Source organism: Streptococcus sanguinis, from assembly GCF_019929225.1.
In the GTDB taxonomy this organism is placed as follows: domain Bacteria; phylum Bacillota; class Bacilli; order Lactobacillales; family Streptococcaceae; genus Streptococcus; species Streptococcus sanguinis_J.
In genome coordinates, this window is record NZ_JAHZPA010000001.1 from 1 (window position 1) to 17,347 (window position 17,347).

A 17,347-nucleotide genomic window follows, 5' to 3' on the forward strand; every position below is an offset into this window, starting at 1 on the left:
GTAGCCGGCATTTTTGAATAGGATGCGAACGTAGTTCAGTGGTAGAACATCACCTTGCCAAGGTGGGGGTCGCGGGTTCGAATCCCGTCGTTCGCTTGAGGCGGCCGGGGTGGCGGAACTGGCAGACGCACAGGACTTAAAATCCTGCGATTGGTAACAATCGTACCGGTTCGATTCCGGTCCTCGGCATAGACTTGTAAGAGGCAGTAGAAGAAGATGAGCACCCTTAGCTCAACTGGATAGAGTACCTGACTACGAATCAGGCGGTTAGAGGTTCGACTCCTCTAGGGTGCATTAAATTAAATAGTTTGTTTTTTTCTCATTTTTTGCTATAATGAATTGAATATGAATAGTGAGCACCCTTAGCTCAACTGGATAGAGTACCTGACTACGAATCAGGCGGTTAGAGGTTCGACTCCTCTAGGGTGCATTTGGAAGCGAAGTCTTAGGGCTCCGTTTTTAGATTGTTTAAGCACCGGGAAGTAGCTCAGCTTGGTAGAGTACTTGGTTTGGGACCAAGGTGTCGCAGGTTCGAATCCTGTCTTCCCGACTAGATAACATAGAAGATAGATATACTGATCTATCTTTTTTGTTTTAAAAAAATGTGTGTTCAGTATCTATGACTTCGGTAGCATATGTTGTTTTTAAGACTCCTTACTTATAGTCGGATTTAATAAGCAATACAATCTTTTAGAACTTCTGGTCTTGTCTCTTTATATAATTCTATTAGAAAGCAAGGGATTTGATTATTTAACTGTCTTTAGATTGATTTTAAAGACTAGTGTTTCGGGTGTTTTGCATTTATCATTCTGCTCGAATGTACTTTCCATTTGAGATGAGTAATATTAAAGATAAAAACCTCTGATAGCAGTGTTTGTTGCTTTCAGAGGTTTTTATATGTGCTGAGTTTGATTTACTACATCAAAGAGTATTCGTCAGATAACATAATGGTTTCTTTACCCTTGTTATCAACGATGTAGACTTTTCTAGGAAAGAAAGGGTCAAATTGATAGTTTAGGTCAAATGAAATAATAGTGTTGAAGTTCTTTTGAGAGAAGCGAAGAGATACTCTTCCTTGTCGGTTGATGATTTCGAACTTAAGGACTGGGCGAAGTTCAAAGACTCCTTTGAGATTGTTATCAATGATGTACCAGAATGAATCGACAATTTCTTCAGGGAGGCTCGTCATGATGCCAAAGCTGGCATATCGGCCGAGAGTATTTGTAAATGCCATGGGAGACTCCTTTCTTACAGTCTGGATTTTCTTATATGATACCCGAAAATGCTTGAGATTGCAAGAATTTGACCTCTGGCAGGTCTGAATTAGACAAAAGAAAAAGAGCTTACGCTCTTTGACAACTTTATCGATTCTTTAGTTCAACATAACGTTTGTACCAAATATTGACATAAGCATCTGAAAATGGACCTCTTCCGTTGTTAATCCAATCAACTAGGATTTTGACATTTTCTTTGAGAATGAAATCCAAATCATCAGAATAGTGCATCTGCTTTTTGTGGCGTTCATATTCTTCTACATCCAACAGGCGTTTTTCACCATCAGCAAAGACTTTGACGTCTAAATCATAGTCAATGTATTTTAGAGCTTCATTATCCAGATAGTAAGGGCTGGCTAGGTTGCAGTAGTATGAAGTTCCATTGTCTCGAATCATGGCAATGATATTAAACCAGTATTTTTTATGAAAATAGACAATGGCAGGTTCACGTGTTACCCAACGTCGGCCATCACTTTCTGTTACCAGTGTGTGGTCATTAACACCAATAATAGCGTTTTCTGTTGTCTTTAGTACCATGGTATCTCGCCAGGTGCGGTGAAGATTCCCATCATGCTTATAACTTTGAATTGTAATAAAGTCGCCTTCTTTTGGAAGTTTCATAACTTACCAACTTTCTACAATTTATAAGTTTATCTTCTTTATTGTAACATATTTTCATAGAAATGCATAAGTTTTCATAGAAAATCTTAAAGATATTCTCTCATGGCGCTGGCGATGTCGGAGAAATCATAGCCTTTGCGAGCTAGAGCTTGGGTCAGACGCTGTTTTAAGTCATATCCGTCGTACTTTTTTGAGTACTTGCGGTATTGCTTGTCTAGCTCTTTATAGAGAAGTTCTTGCTGATTTTCTTGGTCCTCTTCGATTTCCAAATGCTGATAGGCGGTTTTGGCTTGGCTGTATGAAAAACCTTTGTTTATCAAGGATTGAAGTATTTTATCTTGTAAGGCCTTGCTGGGCAGTTTTCCTTGGTATTTTTTGAGAAGCTTTTCGGCAATCTTGTCTGTTAGTTCAGTGAAATCAAACTGGTTTAATTCCTCTTCTATGATAGTGCTAGATATCCCTTTTTGACTGAGTTTTTGCTTGAGAACAAAAGCGCCTTTGTCACCAGTGAGAAGGTTGGATTGGATAAAAGAATGAGCATACTTTCTATCATTTATCCAATTATCCTTTTTTAGATTGTTCAGGACCTGGCTGATGATTTCTGGTTGGATGTCGTGCTGCGTTAAGTAGTCTTTAACTTCCTTAGCAGTTCTTTGCTTGAAGGAGAGATGGTAAAGAGCTAGATTTTTTCCGTAAGAAAATTGGGCATAGTCTTGAATTTCTGATAGCTCCTGCTCTGTGATTTCCATTCCTTTAGACAGCATGAAGCGGACGATGGTGTCTTCTGTAATATAGAGCTTTTCACTGTCGTCCAACTCCAAGAGGTAGAGTCTTTTTTTCTTTTCGATTTTTGTGATTTTCATAAGAGATTTTGGTAAATTCCTTTCTTCTAGCTAAATGCTTCAAAGGCAGCTATCAAACGCAGTTTGTCTGTATCAACATCCTTCCTGCCATAGTAGTCAAGAAAGAGCTCTGCGTATTGGGGGTCAGATAAATTATAAGTAAGAGACCAGATTGCCCAGTAAAGGTCAAGGTGGCGATCACTAAGGCCAGCGAGGCCGACGTCAATAAAGCAGGAGAAGGTTGCTGCGTCTTTCAGAATGAAATTAGGCAAGCAGGCATCTCCGTGGATCAAGACGTCCGCCGTCAGTAAGTGTCCCTGCTCTTGGATAAGCTGGTATGCTTCCTCACGACTTGAGATGTGAAATTGAGGCAGCAAGGCTTTTTGATAAAAGCAACCTTTCCGATAATTTTCCTCTGCTTGCTCTTTATAGTGTTGGAGGCGATGCTGGATTGGGAAATGCTGGGGTTGGATGCTATGAAGTCTTTTAAGTGCGGCAGCCATCGTTTGGCAAAGTTCTTCTGGCTGTTGGAGAAAGGCTAGGGCGTCCTTGCCCTCGGCTTCTTTAGTCAGCAGGTAGTCTTTATCTGCTGTCAGGTAGTGAATGACAGGCACACCGAGCCCTTGTTTCTCAAACCATTTGGCAAGTGTGGCTTCTTGAGCTAACTGGCCTTTTTGGTCGATTTTCAAATAATAGCCCGTATCAGCATAGAAAACACTGGCTGCAGAATGTGAGGAGCTGTCGTAAAAGTTGGCTCCCTCTAGATAAGTTCGTATTTGCTCAGGGAAATGGGCTAGTGGAAAGGATATTTTTTCTGCTTTCATACTTTTATTGTAACATATTCTCAACTAATGCGAGGCAGCGTGGTATAATAGAAGCATGAATGTGAAAGTGAAGCAAAGAATCCCTTTGAAAATTAAGAAAATGGGGATTAATGGTGAAGGGATTGGATTTTATAAGAAAACGCTGGTCTTTGTTCCCGGTGCTTTGAAAGGTGAGGAAGTCTACTGTCAGGTGACCAAGGTTCAGCGTAATTTCATCGAGGCCAAGCTCTTGACCATCAACAAGCGCTCGAAATTTCGGGTGGAGGCGCCTTGTGAGATTTATGATAGCTGTGGGGGCTGTCAAATCATGCACCTCCATTATGACAAGCAGTTGGAGTTTAAGGAGGATTTGCTGCGTCAGGCCTTGAAAAAATTTGCGCCAGCTGGTTACGAAAACTATGAGATTCGTCCGACCATTGGTATGCAGGAGCCACTCTATTATCGGGCTAAACTGCAGTTTCAGACTCGGAAATTTAAGGATGAGGTCAAGGCTGGGCTCTATGCCCAGAATTCCCACTATTTGATTTCGCTGAAAAACTGTCTGGTTCAGGACAAGGTAACGCAAAAGATTATCAATAAGGTGGCTCGGCTTTTAGGCAAGTACAGGCTGCCTATCTATGATGAGAGGAAGACTGCCGGAGTGCGTACCGTTATGATTCGCAGAGCCAGAAAGACAGGTCAGGTGCAGATGATTTTTGTGACGGGGCGTAAGCTAGACTTTTCTCCAGTCGTTCAAGACCTAGTGGCGGAATTTCCAGAGTTGGAGACAGTGGCGGTCAATTATCATACGAGCAAGTCCAGTGAGATTTACGGGGATAAGACAGAGATTATCTGGGGAGAGGAGGCTATCCAAGAAGGAGTGTTGGATTATGAGTTCTCCCTGTCGCCTCGGGCTTTCTATCAGCTCAATCCTGAGCAGACAGAGGTGCTCTATGGGGAGGCGGTTAAGGCGCTGGATGTGACGGAAGAAGACCATTTGATTGACGCCTATTGCGGAGTGGGGACCATCGGCTTTGCCTTTGCTAAAAGGGTTAAATCTTTGCGGGGCATGGACATCATCCCTGAGGCCATTGAAGACGCTAAGCGTAATGCGAAACGGATGGGCTTTGCCAATACGCTCTACGAGGCTGGGACGGCAGAGGAGATTATTCCTCGCTGGTACGCTGAGGGTTATCGAGCAGATGCCTTGATTGTCGATCCGCCACGAACTGGTCTGGACGATAAGCTGCTGGAGACAATTGTCCGCTATGCACCTGAAAAGATGGTCTACGTTTCTTGTAATGTCTCGACTCTGGCTCGCGATTTGGTCAAACTCAGTAAAGTCTACAATGTCCACTACATCCAGTCGGTTGATATGTTTCCGCATACTGCTCGGACCGAGGCAGTGGTGAAATTATCCAAGAGAGATAGCACTCGTTTGAGTTAATTAGAAACAGCTCGCTAGAGTTGACAAAATCATTCTAAAAAGGACTTAGTTTTCTCTAATACAGGGCTAAGTCTTTTCTTTTGTCAAAATCACAATGGTTTTATAGGGATTTAGTCTTAACCTAGTCAATTAGTCACAAAAGGAGAACACTCGTTAAGTGTTCTCCAATAGCAATAAGTTATATTAGAATAAGCCAAAGACTAGGACTGCAAGGACGGCACCAATGATTGGTCCGACAACTGGAATCCAAGCATAGCTCCAATCGCCATTTCCTTTATTTGGAATCGGAAGGAGACTGTGCATGATGCGAGGTCCTAAGTCACGAGCCGGGTTGAGGGCATAGCCAGTTGTTCCACCAAGTGATAGACCAATTCCGACAATCAATGTTCCGACTGCAAAAGTGCCAATGCCTGCTTGCAGCTTATAAAGTCCAAGAGCGAAGATAGTCAGCACAAGAACAAAGGTTCCAAGGATTTCGCTAATCAGGTTAGAGAAGGTATCTTTGATAGCTGGGCCTGTGCTGAATGTACCCAAAACGTTAGCCGGATTTTCTTCAGCTAGATAGTGAGGTTTGAACTGCAGGAAGACTAGGAACTGTCCGACCATAGCACCTGCAAACTGAGCAAGGACGTAAGGAAGAACAGATGCCCAAGGCAAATCACCTTTCAGAGCTACTCCGATTGTTAGGGCAGGGTTCAGATGGGCTGGGCCAAGGTTGCCGGATACAAAAGCAGCGATAGCGACGGCAATCCCCCATCCCATGGTAATCACAATCCAACCTGAATTGTGACTCTTTGTTTTGGGAAGAACCACGCCTGCAACTACACCATTACCCAGAAGGAGCAAGAGCAGTGTTCCTAAAAATTCGCCAAATATTTCTTTCATCATTTATGTTACTCCATTTAAAAGAAGGGGAGACAGACAGTTGTTAGTCTACCGCCTCTTCTTGTGCTTTCTATTTTTTTAATTCTTCTAAATCGTTATTTGCAAGGGCAGCTTGAATATCTTTTCGATAAGTTGCTTTTTCTTCTTCTGTCCAGTCGTAGAATCGTCCCATTTCATCCAGAACAGGCTCTAAAATTGCATCCAAGCTATCGCGCATAAAGAGCATGTGGTTTGTCCGGCGAAGCAGGAAGTCAACTGGGCTGAGTGCTAATTCGTTACGCATAGCATAATGCAGTGACAAGGTATCAGCCAGGCTAAGACCTGGCGCTTGTTCCAAGCTGTGAGCAAGGGCAAAGACTTTAGGAGCATTTGAACCGTAAAGGTTCGCAAGATAGAAGGCTTCTTTGCTGTCTAAGCCGCGTGAGACACCAAGTTGAGCAAAAGCTTCGATTTCGGAATCCACATTTGCTGGATTGAGCTCTCCGCCTGAAACAGGGTAGGTCTTAGAGTTGATGAGCTTGAAGCTGCGGTCAAATTCTGCTTTGAGGATTCCAACGACACGCTCCATCGCACCTTCAGCCATCTTACGATAGTCCGTAATCTTACCACCAGCAAGGGTCAAGAGACCATTGTTATCACGTTCTAAGCTGGAACCGCGAGACACGGCAGATGGATCTAAGTGTTTTTCAGACGTGCTGCTTTCGAGTTGCGTAACAGCCGCTTCAACATCCTCACGGGATTTCTCTTTAGCCAAATAGCTTTCAACGGTCGCAATCAGTGCATTGAAACTTTCGTCGCTAATGGTACCGTTGTTTCCGCCGTTGTAGTCAGAAGCACTGTTTCCTGCAATCAGAGGTCGCAGACCTGCCCAGCTGCTTTCGATGTCGTCAATCGTGATCTTTGCTTCTGGGAAGCGATTATTGACAATGCCCAAGAGGTAATCCACATCTTCCTGAGTCACTTTTGGATGCTCTAGGTCGCCAATGTAGTCAGTGTCAGTCGTACCAAAGTAGGTTTTATTTTCACGTGGAAGGACAAAGACCATCCGGCCGTCTCCCAAGCCTGTATCAAAGTAGACTGGCTGAGAAACCTTGATCTTGCTAGAGTCAACTACCAAGTGAACACCCTTGGTAGGACGCATTTGTGAGTATTGCTCACCATCATTTGACAGATTGCGTACCTTGTCGCTCCAAGGTCCAGTTGTGTTGATGACTAGGCGAGCCTTGATTTCAAAGACTTCATCCGTCAAGAGGTCACGCGCAACAACACCTGTAATCTTTCCAGACTCATCAAAGAGGAAGCCTTCTGCCTTGACATGGTTGGCAATCAGGGCACCGTCTTGGTTGGCGCGTTTGATGTTTTCAATCACGAGGCGAGCGTCGTTGTTGCGGAAGTCAAGATAGACACCACCGCCGACTAAGCCTTCCTTCTTGAGTTCAGGTTCCCGTTCTAAGACTTCTTCCTTGCTCAAGACCTTGTTGGCAGCAGGAGTGTTGTTAACACCGGCCAAGAGGTCATAGAGGTCCATAGCTACTTTGAGACGGAAGAGGCTGAAGGTAGCACCCTCTTCTTCGTAGACAGGAAGCAGCATAGGATCTGGTTTTGGAATATGAGGGGCAATTTGCTGGACCACAGCACGCTCAGAAACTGTATCTGAGACCACCTCTACGTCGAATTGCTTGAGGTAACGAAGGCCACCATGGACCAGTTTGGTAGAACGGCTAGAAGTTCCTTCAGCAAAGTCCTGCATTTCAATCAGACCAGTCTCCAGTCCACTTGCAGCTGCTTGCAAGGCTACCCCAGCACCGGTAATCCCACCACCAATAATCAGGAGGTCTAAGGTGCGTTCCTGCATTTTTTTTATCGATAATTCACGTGTTTTCTTTGAAAATTCCATAATTACACACTTTCTAACTTAGTCATTTCATGCTTCTACTGACTTGATTATCAAAATATGAATCAGTATTAGTCGTCGATTTCTGCAAAGACTTGAGTTGCCTTAACGGCTTTTTTCCATCCTTTGTAGAGTTGTTCCTTGCGGGATTCATTCATAGATGGTTCAAAGAGTTCTCCAGTTTCATTGAGAGTGCGGAGTTCGTCTAAGTCTTTCCAGTAACCTACTGACAGGCCTGCCAAGAAGGCTGCACCGAGAGCAGTTGTTTCTAAGTTTTTAGCACGGGCAATATCGATTCCCAAAATGTCAGCCTGGAACTGCATGAGGAAGTTGTTCATAGCAGCACCGCCGTCGACTTTGAGGACTTGAATAGCAGTCTTGGCATCCACCTGCATAGTATCAATGATGTCGCGTACTTGGTAAGCGATGGATTGCAGAGTAGCCTTGATAAAGTCTTCCTTACTGGTTCCGCGTGTCAAGCCAAAGACAGATCCACGTGCATTTTGATCCCAGTAGGGAGCGCCCAGGCCTGTAAAGGCAGGTACGACATAGACTTCGTCATTGTTGTGAGAATCAAGGGCATATTTTTCAGATTCTGGTGAATTTTCAACCATCCGAAGACCGTCGCGCAGCCATTGAATAGCACTTCCGGCAATAAAGATAGAACCTTCTAAGGCATAGTAAACTTTGCCGTTGATACCGTAGCCGATGGTTGTCAAGAGGTTGTTTTCAGATAGCTGCATCTCTTCACCAGTGTTCATGATGATGAAAGAACCAGTTCCGTAAGTATTTTTAACCATACCTGGTTCAAAGGCCAACTGACCGAAGAGGGCCGCCTGTTGGTCCCCAGCCATACCTGAGATTGGAACTTCTCCACCGTAGAAATGGAATGGAGCAGTCTTACCATAGATTTCTGAGTTAGAACGAACTTCAGGAAGCATAGCCTTTGGAATGTTAAGGATTTCCAAAATCTCGTCGTCCCATTTAAGTTCCTTGATGTTATAGAGCATGGTACGGGCAGCATTTGAGTAGTCGGTCACGTGAGCCGCGCCGTCAGTCAATTTCCAAACCAGCCAGGTATCAATAGTACCAAAGAGCAATTCGCCCTTTTCAGCTCTTTCTTGCGCTCCCTCTACATGGTCCAAAATCCAGCGAACCTTGGTAGCAGAGAAGTAAGCGTCAATGATCAAACCAGTCTTTTCGTGGAATTTTTCCACATAGCCTTGGCTTTTCAGTTGTTCAGCCAGAGGAGCAGTCTGGCGAGATTGCCAAACGATAGCATTGTAGATAGGAAGACCAGTATTCTTATCCCAGACGACCGTTGTTTCACGCTGGTTGGTAATTCCGATGGCTTCGATTTGGTTAGGTTTGACTCCACTTTCGATGAAGGCGCCGGCGATAACGGACTGCACAGAGTTCCAAATTTCATTGGCATTGTGCTCAACCCATCCAGCTTGAGGGAAAATCTGAGTAAATTCTTTTTGACTGGAGCTAACTTTTTCTCCCTTTTTATTAAAGATGATGGCGCGGGAACTAGTAGTTCCTTGGTCGATGGCCATGATGTATTTTTCTTGTGACATGAACTGTCCTCCTGGTAAAAATCTTGAGGATGTCTCCTCTACAGTAACTAGTATATAAAATAAAACGCTTTCTTTTTTATCAATTTTTTTTAAATTTTAAAAAAATTTGAGGAGATTGTGCGAAAATCACAAAGAAACCTGGATTTCTCCAAGTTTCTTAATGAAATATCATGTGACGGATTTGTGCCAAATCTTCCAAATCTAAGTCATTTTTTAAATAATAGATGGGAACTTGCTGGTTTTGATGGATGGGATTGTTGGTGACGATGAGGTCATATTTTCTGGTAAGGTCGTAGGATTCAATCGTAATAAAGCGATTGTACTCTAAGTATCGCCTTAAAATGGCCGTCATCCTGGAAACAACGATAAAACTATCTATCAAGTCCATGCCTATCTTGATGACTTGACCGTCGTTTTCAGCAATGTATTCCATCAGCTGGAGCCATTCCCACAACACCTTTTTATCCAGTGATGTTCCCTGCTGGAAAATAGGCAGTTTGCTAAAAATAGTGTCTGCCACTTGTCGATAATCGTCTTCGCTCCATAAGTAAGGATGGCGCAATTCCAAATCATGCTTGTATTTGTCTTGCAAGAGATAGCCTCGGAAAAGAAAGACATGGGCGCAGAGCTGACTGAGTTCGTAGGTCACTTGATCTTCGATGTAGTCACCAAGCAAGTCCTGTCCCTTCATCTCTTGAATGAGTTGCGTAATCAGACTGGCAATTTCACCGCCAAAGCCTAGAATATACTCCATGGTGTGCAGGGGTAAAATCCGATGGGAAAGCAGAAATGAAAAGAAAATCATCATTTCCCCATCTTCGAGACTCAGGGTGATGTGCTGACCGGCAAAGAAATCATTTGTCCTGCGATGCAAGCGTTGATAGAAGATATTCTCAAAATAGCCCTGCATTTTCTGCTCAATGATTTGAAATTGACAGGCATTGACTCTTAGGCGCTGTTGGGTGATATGTGCCCAAAGAGCCAAGTCCAATCGCTGCCCTTGAGAGAGTTGGGCTCCGCAAAGTTCTTCTAAGACGGCAACTTCCTGTCTTCTTTCTGATTTTTGAAGTTCTTTTTCCCAATCTTGACTGGACCAGACCTTGCGAAAGAGGCAGAAATAAAAATAGCGGATTTGGTGCTCAGGCCCTTTCAAGCGGCCATTTTGGATAGATAGCTCAAATTCTGATAAAATCTGATTTAGACCGGATATATGACGGCTGAGGGTTGCTTCACTGATCATCAGTTCCTGAGCTAACTGGTGAGCCAAAAACTGTTGATGATAGAGCAAGTAGTTTAAAATCTGGTATTTGATAGCATTGCCCAAAAAGAGCCTGCGAATGTCGCGACCTTTGGTATCAGAACCGATGGACAGACTGAGTGTTTCGTTCTGAAGCTGGATGGATAAGGCTGCATGATGGTCCATAGCCTTGTCGTTTACCAGGCTAATGTATTTGGTCAAGGTTGCTTTCGAGAAGCCTGTTTCAGACATAACGTCCTTCAAACTGGATGTAGAATGCTGCTGTAAATAAGACAGGACAATAAACTGCCCCGCTTCACTCTTTTCCATTAAGTCTGCAAGATACATACGAAAACCCTCTCAATTCACTAATCTTAGCTTATCACAAAAGAGAAAAAAGACGAAGCAATGTGCTTTATATTTTCTTATCGTTGTCTAAGGAAATAATAAACTGAAACAATCTGCCATCATGTCTATCTTAATTCGCTATTCTATTTCTTTTGAACAAGTATAAGAGGAGCAGATACTCACACTTTTTTGCTTTGAGTCTGATCGCTTTTTTATGGTATAATTGTAGAAAAGTGACGACGAGGGAGCAGCTATGGATAATGTGATTGATTTGTCTATCCCAGTGGCAGAAGTGATTGAGAAGCAGCCAGAAGTTTTGGATGTTCTGGTAGAATTAGGCTTTACGCCTCTGGCCAATCCTGTTATGCGCAATACAGTCGGGCGCGTGGTTTCTATCAAAAAAGGAGCTGGTATGAACGGCATTGATCTGAATAAAATCAAGCAAACTTTGGAATTAAACGGCTATGAAGTGGTGGGGATTTAGGCATGGCTACTGAACGCATTGAAGTCCTCAAGTCTATCTTGCTGGACCTACATAACGGTGCTTCTGCAGAGTCCGTTCAGGAGCTCTTCAACGAGCATTTTGCAGGTGTGTCCGCTATCGAGATCAGCCTGATGGAGCATGAGCTGATGAACTCGGATACGGGAGTGACCTTTGAAGATGTCATGTCCCTCTGCAATGTCCATGCCAACCTCTTTAAAGGTGCCATTCAGAATGTAGAGGTGGCTGATACCGACCATCCGGGTCATCCTGTTCAGATCTTCAAGCAGGAAAATCTAGCCTTGAGGGCTGCCCTCATGCGGGTTCGCAGGCTCCTATCTACCTATGAAAGCACAGAAGAGGAGGAGCTTCTTCCTGAAATCCGCAAGGGTCTCCAGCGCCAGCTGGGTTTGGTGGGGCAGTTTGATGTTCACTATCAGCGCAAGGAAGAGCTCATGTTTCCCATCATGGAGGGCTACGGCCATGATTCGCCACCAAAGGTCATGTGGGGGGTAGACGACCAGATTCGAGATCTTTTCCAAGAGGCTAAGATTGCTGCAGAGCAGCTGCCTGATACTTCGATTCAAGAAGTCAAGGAAAAGTTTGAGATTTTTGCGGCTGAGTTTGAAGCTATGATTTTCAAGGAAGAGTCCATACTTCTCATGATACTCCTCGAGTCCTTTCATCAGGACGACTGGCTCAAGATTGCTGAGGAGAGCGATGCTTATGGCTATGCCATCATCAAGCCGACGGAGAAATGGATTCCTGCGCGGCACTCATTCTCGGAGGAGGAAGCTGGGGATGCTGCTGATGAAGGAAGCGAAGCGCCAGCCAGCACAGAACAGCCTAGTGATGGCAGATTTGAGCAGGTCATTGATACGCCGGATGGTCAGGTCACCATTTCCTTTAAGCCTAAGGAAAAGAAGGAGCAAGCCTTTAATCGGGACTCCCAACAGCCTTTTGGTCATGGCTATCTGTCTGTGGCGGAGGCCAATATGATCTTAGACCATCTACCCATGGAGATTACCTTTGTCAATAAGGAGGATATTTTCCAGTATTATAATGACAGCGTGCCAGCGGATGAGATGATTTTCAAGCGGACGCCGTCCCAGATAGGGCGCAATGTCGAGCTCTGTCACCCGCCCAAGTTTTTAGACAAGGTGCGGCGGATTTTCAAGGCTCTGCGCAAGGGAGAGCGGGACAAGTTTGAGATGTGGTTCAAGTCGGAATCACGGGGTAGGTTTGTCCATGTGACCTATGCGGCGGTGCGGGATGAATCTGGTGAATTTCAGGGGGTGCTGGAGTATGTACAGGATATTCAGCCCTTCCGTGACATTGACAGTGATTTTTACCGAGATTTGGACTAGGTATTTGCAGTTAGAAAGTGAGAAAAATGAGTTACGAACAGGAATTTTTACAGGAGTTTGAAGCTTGGGTCAAGACCCAGATCATGATTAACGAGATGGCGCTCAAGGAGAGTCAGGCAGTCTACGAGGCGGACCAGGATGAGCGGGCCAAGGAAGCGGCTATTCGTTATGAAAGTCGTCTCGATGCCTACCAGTTCCTTTTAGGGAAATTTGCCAACTATCAGGCGGGCAAGGGATTTCATGACCTGCCGGATGGACTTTTGGGTGAGAGAAATTATTGATTTTTCGCTGGAAAGGTGATAGAATAGGTTCATCAGAGGTGTTTTGAGTCAAGCATTTTACAGAAAGTGGCGGTGCTGAGAAGTCCACAAGTGTGTCAAAACTGGTTGCTGATGAATGAAAATGAAATATTATTGTCTTTTTATTTTAAAGACTAAAGTTGCGGGCAACTGCCCGAAATTGGGTGGTACCGCGGATAAACACATTCGTCCCTGTCATGTAGATGACAGGGGCGTTTTTTTGTAGAAAGCGAGGGAGGAAGATGGAGCAAGCACGATTACCAGATCGATTAGAAACAGAACGGCTAGTCTTACGAGTCCGCACCGTGGCTGATGCTGAGGATATCTTTGACTATGCCAGTCGGCCAGAAGTCTCCTACCCACCAGGTTTTCCGCCCGTCAAGACCTTGGAAGACGAGATTTATTACCTAGAGCATATCCTTCCTGAGCGTAATCAAAAGGAGAATCTCCCAGCAGGTTATGGGATTGTCGTTAAAGGAACGGATAAAGTCATCGGCTCTGTTGATTTCCCTCGTCGTCACGAGGATGATGTCTTGGAGCTTGGCTATATCTTGCACCCAGACTATTGGGGACGAGGCTATGTCCCAGAAGCAGCGCGTGCCTTGATTGATCTAGGCTTTAAAGATTTAGGTCTTCACAAGATTGAACTGACTTGCTTTGGCTACAATATTCAAAGTCAAAGAGTCGCAGAGAAACTTGGCTTCACCCTTGAAGCTCGCATCCGAGACCGCAAAGATGCCCGAGGCAATCGCTGTGACGGTCTGATATATGGCTTAATGAGGAGTGAGTGGGAGGTGGTTTGATGCACATTTTCATCATTGGGGCTCCGGCTTCTGGGAAAATGACGATTGGTCAAGAGTTATCTCGACTGACGGATGCTATCCTCTTTTATAACCATCAAGCCATAGATTTTGCACTAGAAATCTATCAGGACTTTACAGAGGAAATGTGGGAGTTTGTTCGAGGGATTACCTTTTCTTTCCTTGGAGTAAGAGCTAGGAATCATCGATTGGTGATTTTAACAGACGTAATTGATTTTTCAAATCAGTACCAGCTGCTGTATTTGAAGAAAATTCAGGATTTGTTGGATGACTATCATCAAGAGATTCTTTTTGTGGAGTTGGAAACAAGTCTTGAAGAGCGTTTACGTCGAAATCGAACGGAGAATCGATTAAAGCATAAACCCTTAAAACGACATATTGAGGTATCTGAAAGAGAAATTTTAGAGACAGCTGAAACACTTCAATTAAATTCCCAACATCAACCCAATGAGTTGCACCACTACTTTAAAATAAATAATACGAATCTGTCTGCAGAAGAGGTTGCTAAGCAGATTCAAGATAAAATGAATACAATAGAGAAAGGACAAACACATGTCTAAAGAACTTTCACCTAAATACAATCCAGCCGATGTTGAGGCTGGTCGTTATCAAAAATGGCTTGATGCTGATGTTTTCAAGCCTTCAGGCGATCAAAAGGCTAAGCCTTATTCGATTGTGATTCCACCACCAAACGTTACCGGGAAACTTCACCTTGGTCACGCTTGGGATACGACCTTGCAGGATATCATCATCCGTCAGAAGCGCATGCAAGGCTTTGATACGCTTTGGCTGCCAGGGATGGACCACGCGGGGATTGCCACTCAGGCTAAGGTCGAGGAACGTCTGCGGGAGCAGGGCATCTCCCGCTATGACCTCGGTCGTGAGAAATTCCTAGATAAAGTCTGGGAATGGAAGGATGAATACGCGACGACCATCAAGGAGCAGTGGGGCAAGATGGGCCTCTCTGTAGACTATTCTCGTGAGCGCTTCACCCTTGACGAAGGTCTGTCAAAAGCCGTTCGCAAGGTCTTTGTCGAGCTTTACAAGAAAGGCTGGATCTATCGTGGTGAGTTTATCATCAACTGGGACCCAGCAGCTCGCACTGCCCTTTCTGATATCGAGGTCATTCACAAGGATGTCGAAGGCGCCTTCTACCACATGAACTACATGCTGGAAGATGGTTCACGCGCCCTTGAAGTTGCGACAACTCGTCCTGAGACTATGTTTGGGGACGTTGCAGTTGCGGTCAATCCAGAAGACCCACGCTACAAGGACTTGATTGGCCAAAACGTTATCCTGCCAATCGCTAATAAATTGATTCCAATCGTTGGAGATGAGCACGCAGATCCAGAATTTGGTACTGGTGTCGTGAAAATCACACCTGCCCACGATCCAAACGACTTCTTGGTTGGTCAACGCCACAACTTGCCACAAGTCAACGTCATGAACGATGACGGAACCATGAATGACTTGGCCTTCGAATTTGCCGGCATGGACCGTTTTGAAGCTCGTAAGGCAGTCGTTACTAAGTTGGAAGAAATCGGTGCCCTCGTTAAAATCGAAAAACGTGTCCACAGTGTTGGTCACTCAGAACGTACAGGTGTAGTGGTTGAGCCACGCTTGTCTACTCAATGGTTCGTCAAGATGGACCAATTGGCCAAGAATGCTATTGCCAACCAAGACACAGACGATAAGGTAGAATTCTACCCACCTCGTTTCAACGATACCTTCCTCCAATGGATGGAAAATGTCCACGACTGGGTTATCTCTCGTCAGCTCTGGTGGGGACACCAAATCCCTGCTTGGTACAATGCTGAGGGTGAAATATATGTCGGCGAAGAAGCTCCAGAAGGTGACGGTTGGACTCAGGACGAAGACGTCTTGGATACGTGGTTCAGTTCGGCTCTTTGGCCATTCTCTACCATGGGCTGGCCGGATGTCGACTCAGAAGACTTTAAACGTTATTATCCAACATCAACTTTGGTGACTGGTTATGATATTATTCCGTTCTGGGTATCTCGAATGATTTTCCAAGGTTTGGAATTTACTGGCAAGTCGCCATTCAAAAATGCCTTGATTCATGGTCTCATTCGTGATGAGCAAGGACGCAAGATGTCGAAATCTCTCGGTAACGGGATTGACCCAATGGATGTTATTGATAAGTACGGAACAGATAGCCTTCGTTGGTTCCTTTCAAATGGTTCTGCACCAGGGCAAGACGTCCGCTTCTCTTACGAGAAAATGGATGCTTCATGGAACTTCATTAACAAAATCTGGAACATCTCTCGCTACATCCTCATGAACAATGAAGGCTTGACCCTTGAGCAAGCAACGGCTAATGTGGAAAAAGTTGCTAACAAGGAAGCTGGAAATGTCACAGACCGCTGGATTCTCCACAACCTCAATGAAACCATCGGAAAAGTCACTGAAAACTTTGATAAGTTTGAGTTTGGTGTAGCTGGACACATCCTCTACAACTTTATCTGGGATGAATTTGCGGACTGGTACGTTGAGTTGACTAAGGAAGTCCTTTATAGCGACAACGAAGAAGAGAAAGTCATCACACGTTCTGTTCTCCTTTACACCTTGGACAAGATCCTTCGTCTCCTTCACCCAATCATGCCATTTGTGACAGAGGAAATCTTTGGACAAATCTCAGAAGGCTCTATCGTTACAGCGGCTTACCCAACTGTCAACCCAGCCTTTGAAGATCTTGCGGCTCACACAGGTGTGGAAAGCCTCAAAGACTTGATTCGTGCAGTACGTAATGCGCGTGCGGAAGTAAACGTAGCACCAAGTAAGCCTATCACCATCCTTGTTAAGACCAGCGATAGTGACTTGGAAGCCTTCTTTAACAGCAATGTCAACTACATCAAACGCTTCACAAATCCAGAACACTTGGAAATCGCATCAACCATCCCTGCACCTGAACTCGCAATGTCAAGCGTCATCACAGGAGCAGAAATCTACTTGCCACTGGCAGACCTCCTCAATGTCGAAGAAGAACTAGCTCGTCTCGACAAGGAACTGGCTAAATGGCAAAAAGAACTGGACATGGTCGGAAAGAAGCTCTCTAACGAACGCTTCGTAGCCAACGCCAAACCAGAAGTCGTTCAAAAAGAACGCGACAAACAAGCCGACTACCAAGCTAAATACGATGCGACCGTAGCACGGATTGATGAGATGAGGAAACTGGTCTAATTTTTTATAGGATGAGGTTAGAGCTATGGGAATCTTAAATAAACTTTTAAATAATAAAATTGTTAATACTAACGGTTATACTAGATCTGATACTGGCACTAAAGTTCATGCATATTTACGAACTCATCCAAAAAATCAAGGTGTTGGCAAAAAACTTACGAGGAGCATTATCAATGCCTTGAAAAAATAGAATTGAGCTACTGAAACACGGTGATGAGCCGTGTTTTTTTGGTATAATTGATATCAT

Annotated in this window: 15 protein-coding genes and 5 tRNA genes; 12 read left to right on the forward strand and 8 right to left on the reverse strand. The window is 44.5% G+C overall.

The annotated features are described in order from the left end of the window. Nucleotides 1-24: 24 nt before the first annotated feature. The 5 genes from K1I80_RS00005 (at nt 25) to K1I80_RS00025 (ending at nt 550) form a co-directional block, all read left to right on the forward strand. Nucleotides 25-96: transfer RNA gene (locus tag K1I80_RS00005), tRNA-Gly, on the forward strand. A gap of 7 nt (nt 97-103) precedes the next feature. Continuing rightward, nucleotides 104-189 (forward strand) — tRNA-Leu (locus K1I80_RS00010). Between the two features lie 31 nt (nt 190-220). Further along, nucleotides 221-294: transfer RNA gene (locus K1I80_RS00015), tRNA-Arg, on the forward strand. A gap of 62 nt (nt 295-356) precedes the next feature. Next, nucleotides 357-430 (forward strand) — tRNA-Arg (locus K1I80_RS00020). A gap of 46 nt (nt 431-476) precedes the next feature. Further along, nucleotides 477-550: transfer RNA gene (locus tag K1I80_RS00025), tRNA-Pro, on the forward strand. A gap of 366 nt (nt 551-916) precedes the next feature. Here the strand turns inward: K1I80_RS00025 and K1I80_RS00030 are convergent. The 4 genes from K1I80_RS00030 to K1I80_RS00045 form a co-directional block, all read right to left on the reverse strand. Beyond that, complete coding sequence (locus K1I80_RS00030) at nt 917-1,234, reverse strand: DUF960 domain-containing protein (protein ID WP_002899683.1); 318 nt, start codon at nt 1,232-1,234, stop codon at nt 917-919. 127 nt (nt 1,235-1,361) lie between these two features. After that, nucleotides 1,362-1,895 (reverse strand): nucleoside tri-diphosphate phosphatase, encoded by a 534-nt coding sequence (gene ntdP / locus K1I80_RS00035; RefSeq protein ID WP_002896978.1) that lies wholly within the window; start codon nt 1,893-1,895, stop codon nt 1,362-1,364. Nucleotides 1,896-1,981: 86 nt separating this feature from the next. Beyond that, entirely contained in the window at nt 1,982-2,758 is a 777-nt protein-coding gene (gene recX, locus K1I80_RS00040; protein WP_223313443.1) for a recombination regulator RecX, read from the reverse strand. A gap of 26 nt (nt 2,759-2,784) precedes the next feature. Next, nucleotides 2,785-3,561, reverse strand: a complete 777-nt coding sequence (locus K1I80_RS00045) for an aminoglycoside 3'-phosphotransferase (RefSeq protein ID WP_223313442.1) — start codon at nt 3,559-3,561, stop codon at nt 2,785-2,787. Between the two features lie 55 nt (nt 3,562-3,616). Here K1I80_RS00045 and rlmD point away from each other — a divergent pair, with 55 nt between their 5' ends. Continuing rightward, entirely contained in the window at nt 3,617-4,987 is a 1,371-nt protein-coding gene (gene rlmD / locus K1I80_RS00050; RefSeq protein WP_223313441.1) for a 23S rRNA (uracil(1939)-C(5))-methyltransferase RlmD, read from the forward strand. Nucleotides 4,988-5,170: 183 nt separating this feature from the next. Here the strand turns inward: rlmD and K1I80_RS00055 are convergent, their stop codons facing one another. The 4 genes from K1I80_RS00055 to K1I80_RS00070 all read right to left on the reverse strand — a co-directional run bounded on the left by K1I80_RS00055 (nt 5,171) and on the right by K1I80_RS00070 (nt 10,931). Continuing rightward, entirely contained in the window at nt 5,171-5,875 is a 705-nt protein-coding gene (locus K1I80_RS00055; protein WP_002899687.1) for an MIP/aquaporin family protein, read from the reverse strand. A 67-nt stretch (nt 5,876-5,942) separates the two neighbouring features. Continuing rightward, entirely contained in the window at nt 5,943-7,769 is a 1,827-nt protein-coding gene (gene glpO / locus K1I80_RS00060; RefSeq protein WP_223313440.1) for a type 1 glycerol-3-phosphate oxidase, read from the reverse strand. A gap of 68 nt (nt 7,770-7,837) precedes the next feature. Next, on the reverse strand, nt 7,838-9,346 hold the full coding sequence (gene glpK / locus K1I80_RS00065) for a glycerol kinase GlpK (protein WP_002896985.1): 1,509 nt from the start codon (nt 9,344-9,346) through the stop codon (nt 7,838-7,840). Nucleotides 9,347-9,503: 157 nt separating this feature from the next. Further along, nucleotides 9,504-10,931 (reverse strand): helix-turn-helix domain-containing protein, encoded by a 1,428-nt coding sequence (locus tag K1I80_RS00070; protein WP_223338979.1) that lies wholly within the window; start codon nt 10,929-10,931, stop codon nt 9,504-9,506. A 253-nt stretch (nt 10,932-11,184) separates the two neighbouring features. Here K1I80_RS00070 and K1I80_RS00075 point away from each other — a divergent pair, with 253 nt between their 5' ends. From K1I80_RS00075 to K1I80_RS00100, 6 genes are all read left to right on the forward strand, one after another. Next, nucleotides 11,185-11,415, forward strand: a complete 231-nt coding sequence (locus tag K1I80_RS00075; RefSeq protein ID WP_002894544.1) for a DUF1858 domain-containing protein — start codon at nt 11,185-11,187, stop codon at nt 11,413-11,415. Nucleotides 11,416-11,417: 2 nt separating this feature from the next. Continuing rightward, entirely contained in the window at nt 11,418-12,779 is a 1,362-nt protein-coding gene (locus K1I80_RS00080) for a DUF438 domain-containing protein (protein ID WP_223338981.1), read from the forward strand. Between the two features lie 26 nt (nt 12,780-12,805). Then, nucleotides 12,806-13,060, forward strand: a complete 255-nt coding sequence (locus tag K1I80_RS00085; protein WP_148880922.1) for a DUF1912 family protein — start codon at nt 12,806-12,808, stop codon at nt 13,058-13,060. A 260-nt stretch (nt 13,061-13,320) separates the two neighbouring features. Beyond that, a complete protein-coding gene (locus K1I80_RS00090) occupies nt 13,321-13,881 on the forward strand; it encodes a GNAT family N-acetyltransferase (RefSeq protein ID WP_223338983.1) in 561 nt (186 codons plus the stop codon). Further along, a complete protein-coding gene (locus K1I80_RS00095) occupies nt 13,881-14,459 on the forward strand; it encodes an AAA family ATPase (RefSeq protein ID WP_223313436.1) in 579 nt (192 codons plus the stop codon). The genes K1I80_RS00090 and K1I80_RS00095 overlap by 1 nt, the downstream gene beginning before the upstream one ends. Then, a complete protein-coding gene (locus K1I80_RS00100) occupies nt 14,452-17,100 on the forward strand; it encodes a valine--tRNA ligase (RefSeq protein ID WP_223313435.1) in 2,649 nt (882 codons plus the stop codon). Before K1I80_RS00095 ends, K1I80_RS00100 begins: the two co-directional genes overlap by 8 nt. Nucleotides 17,101-17,347 lie beyond the last annotated feature (247 nt).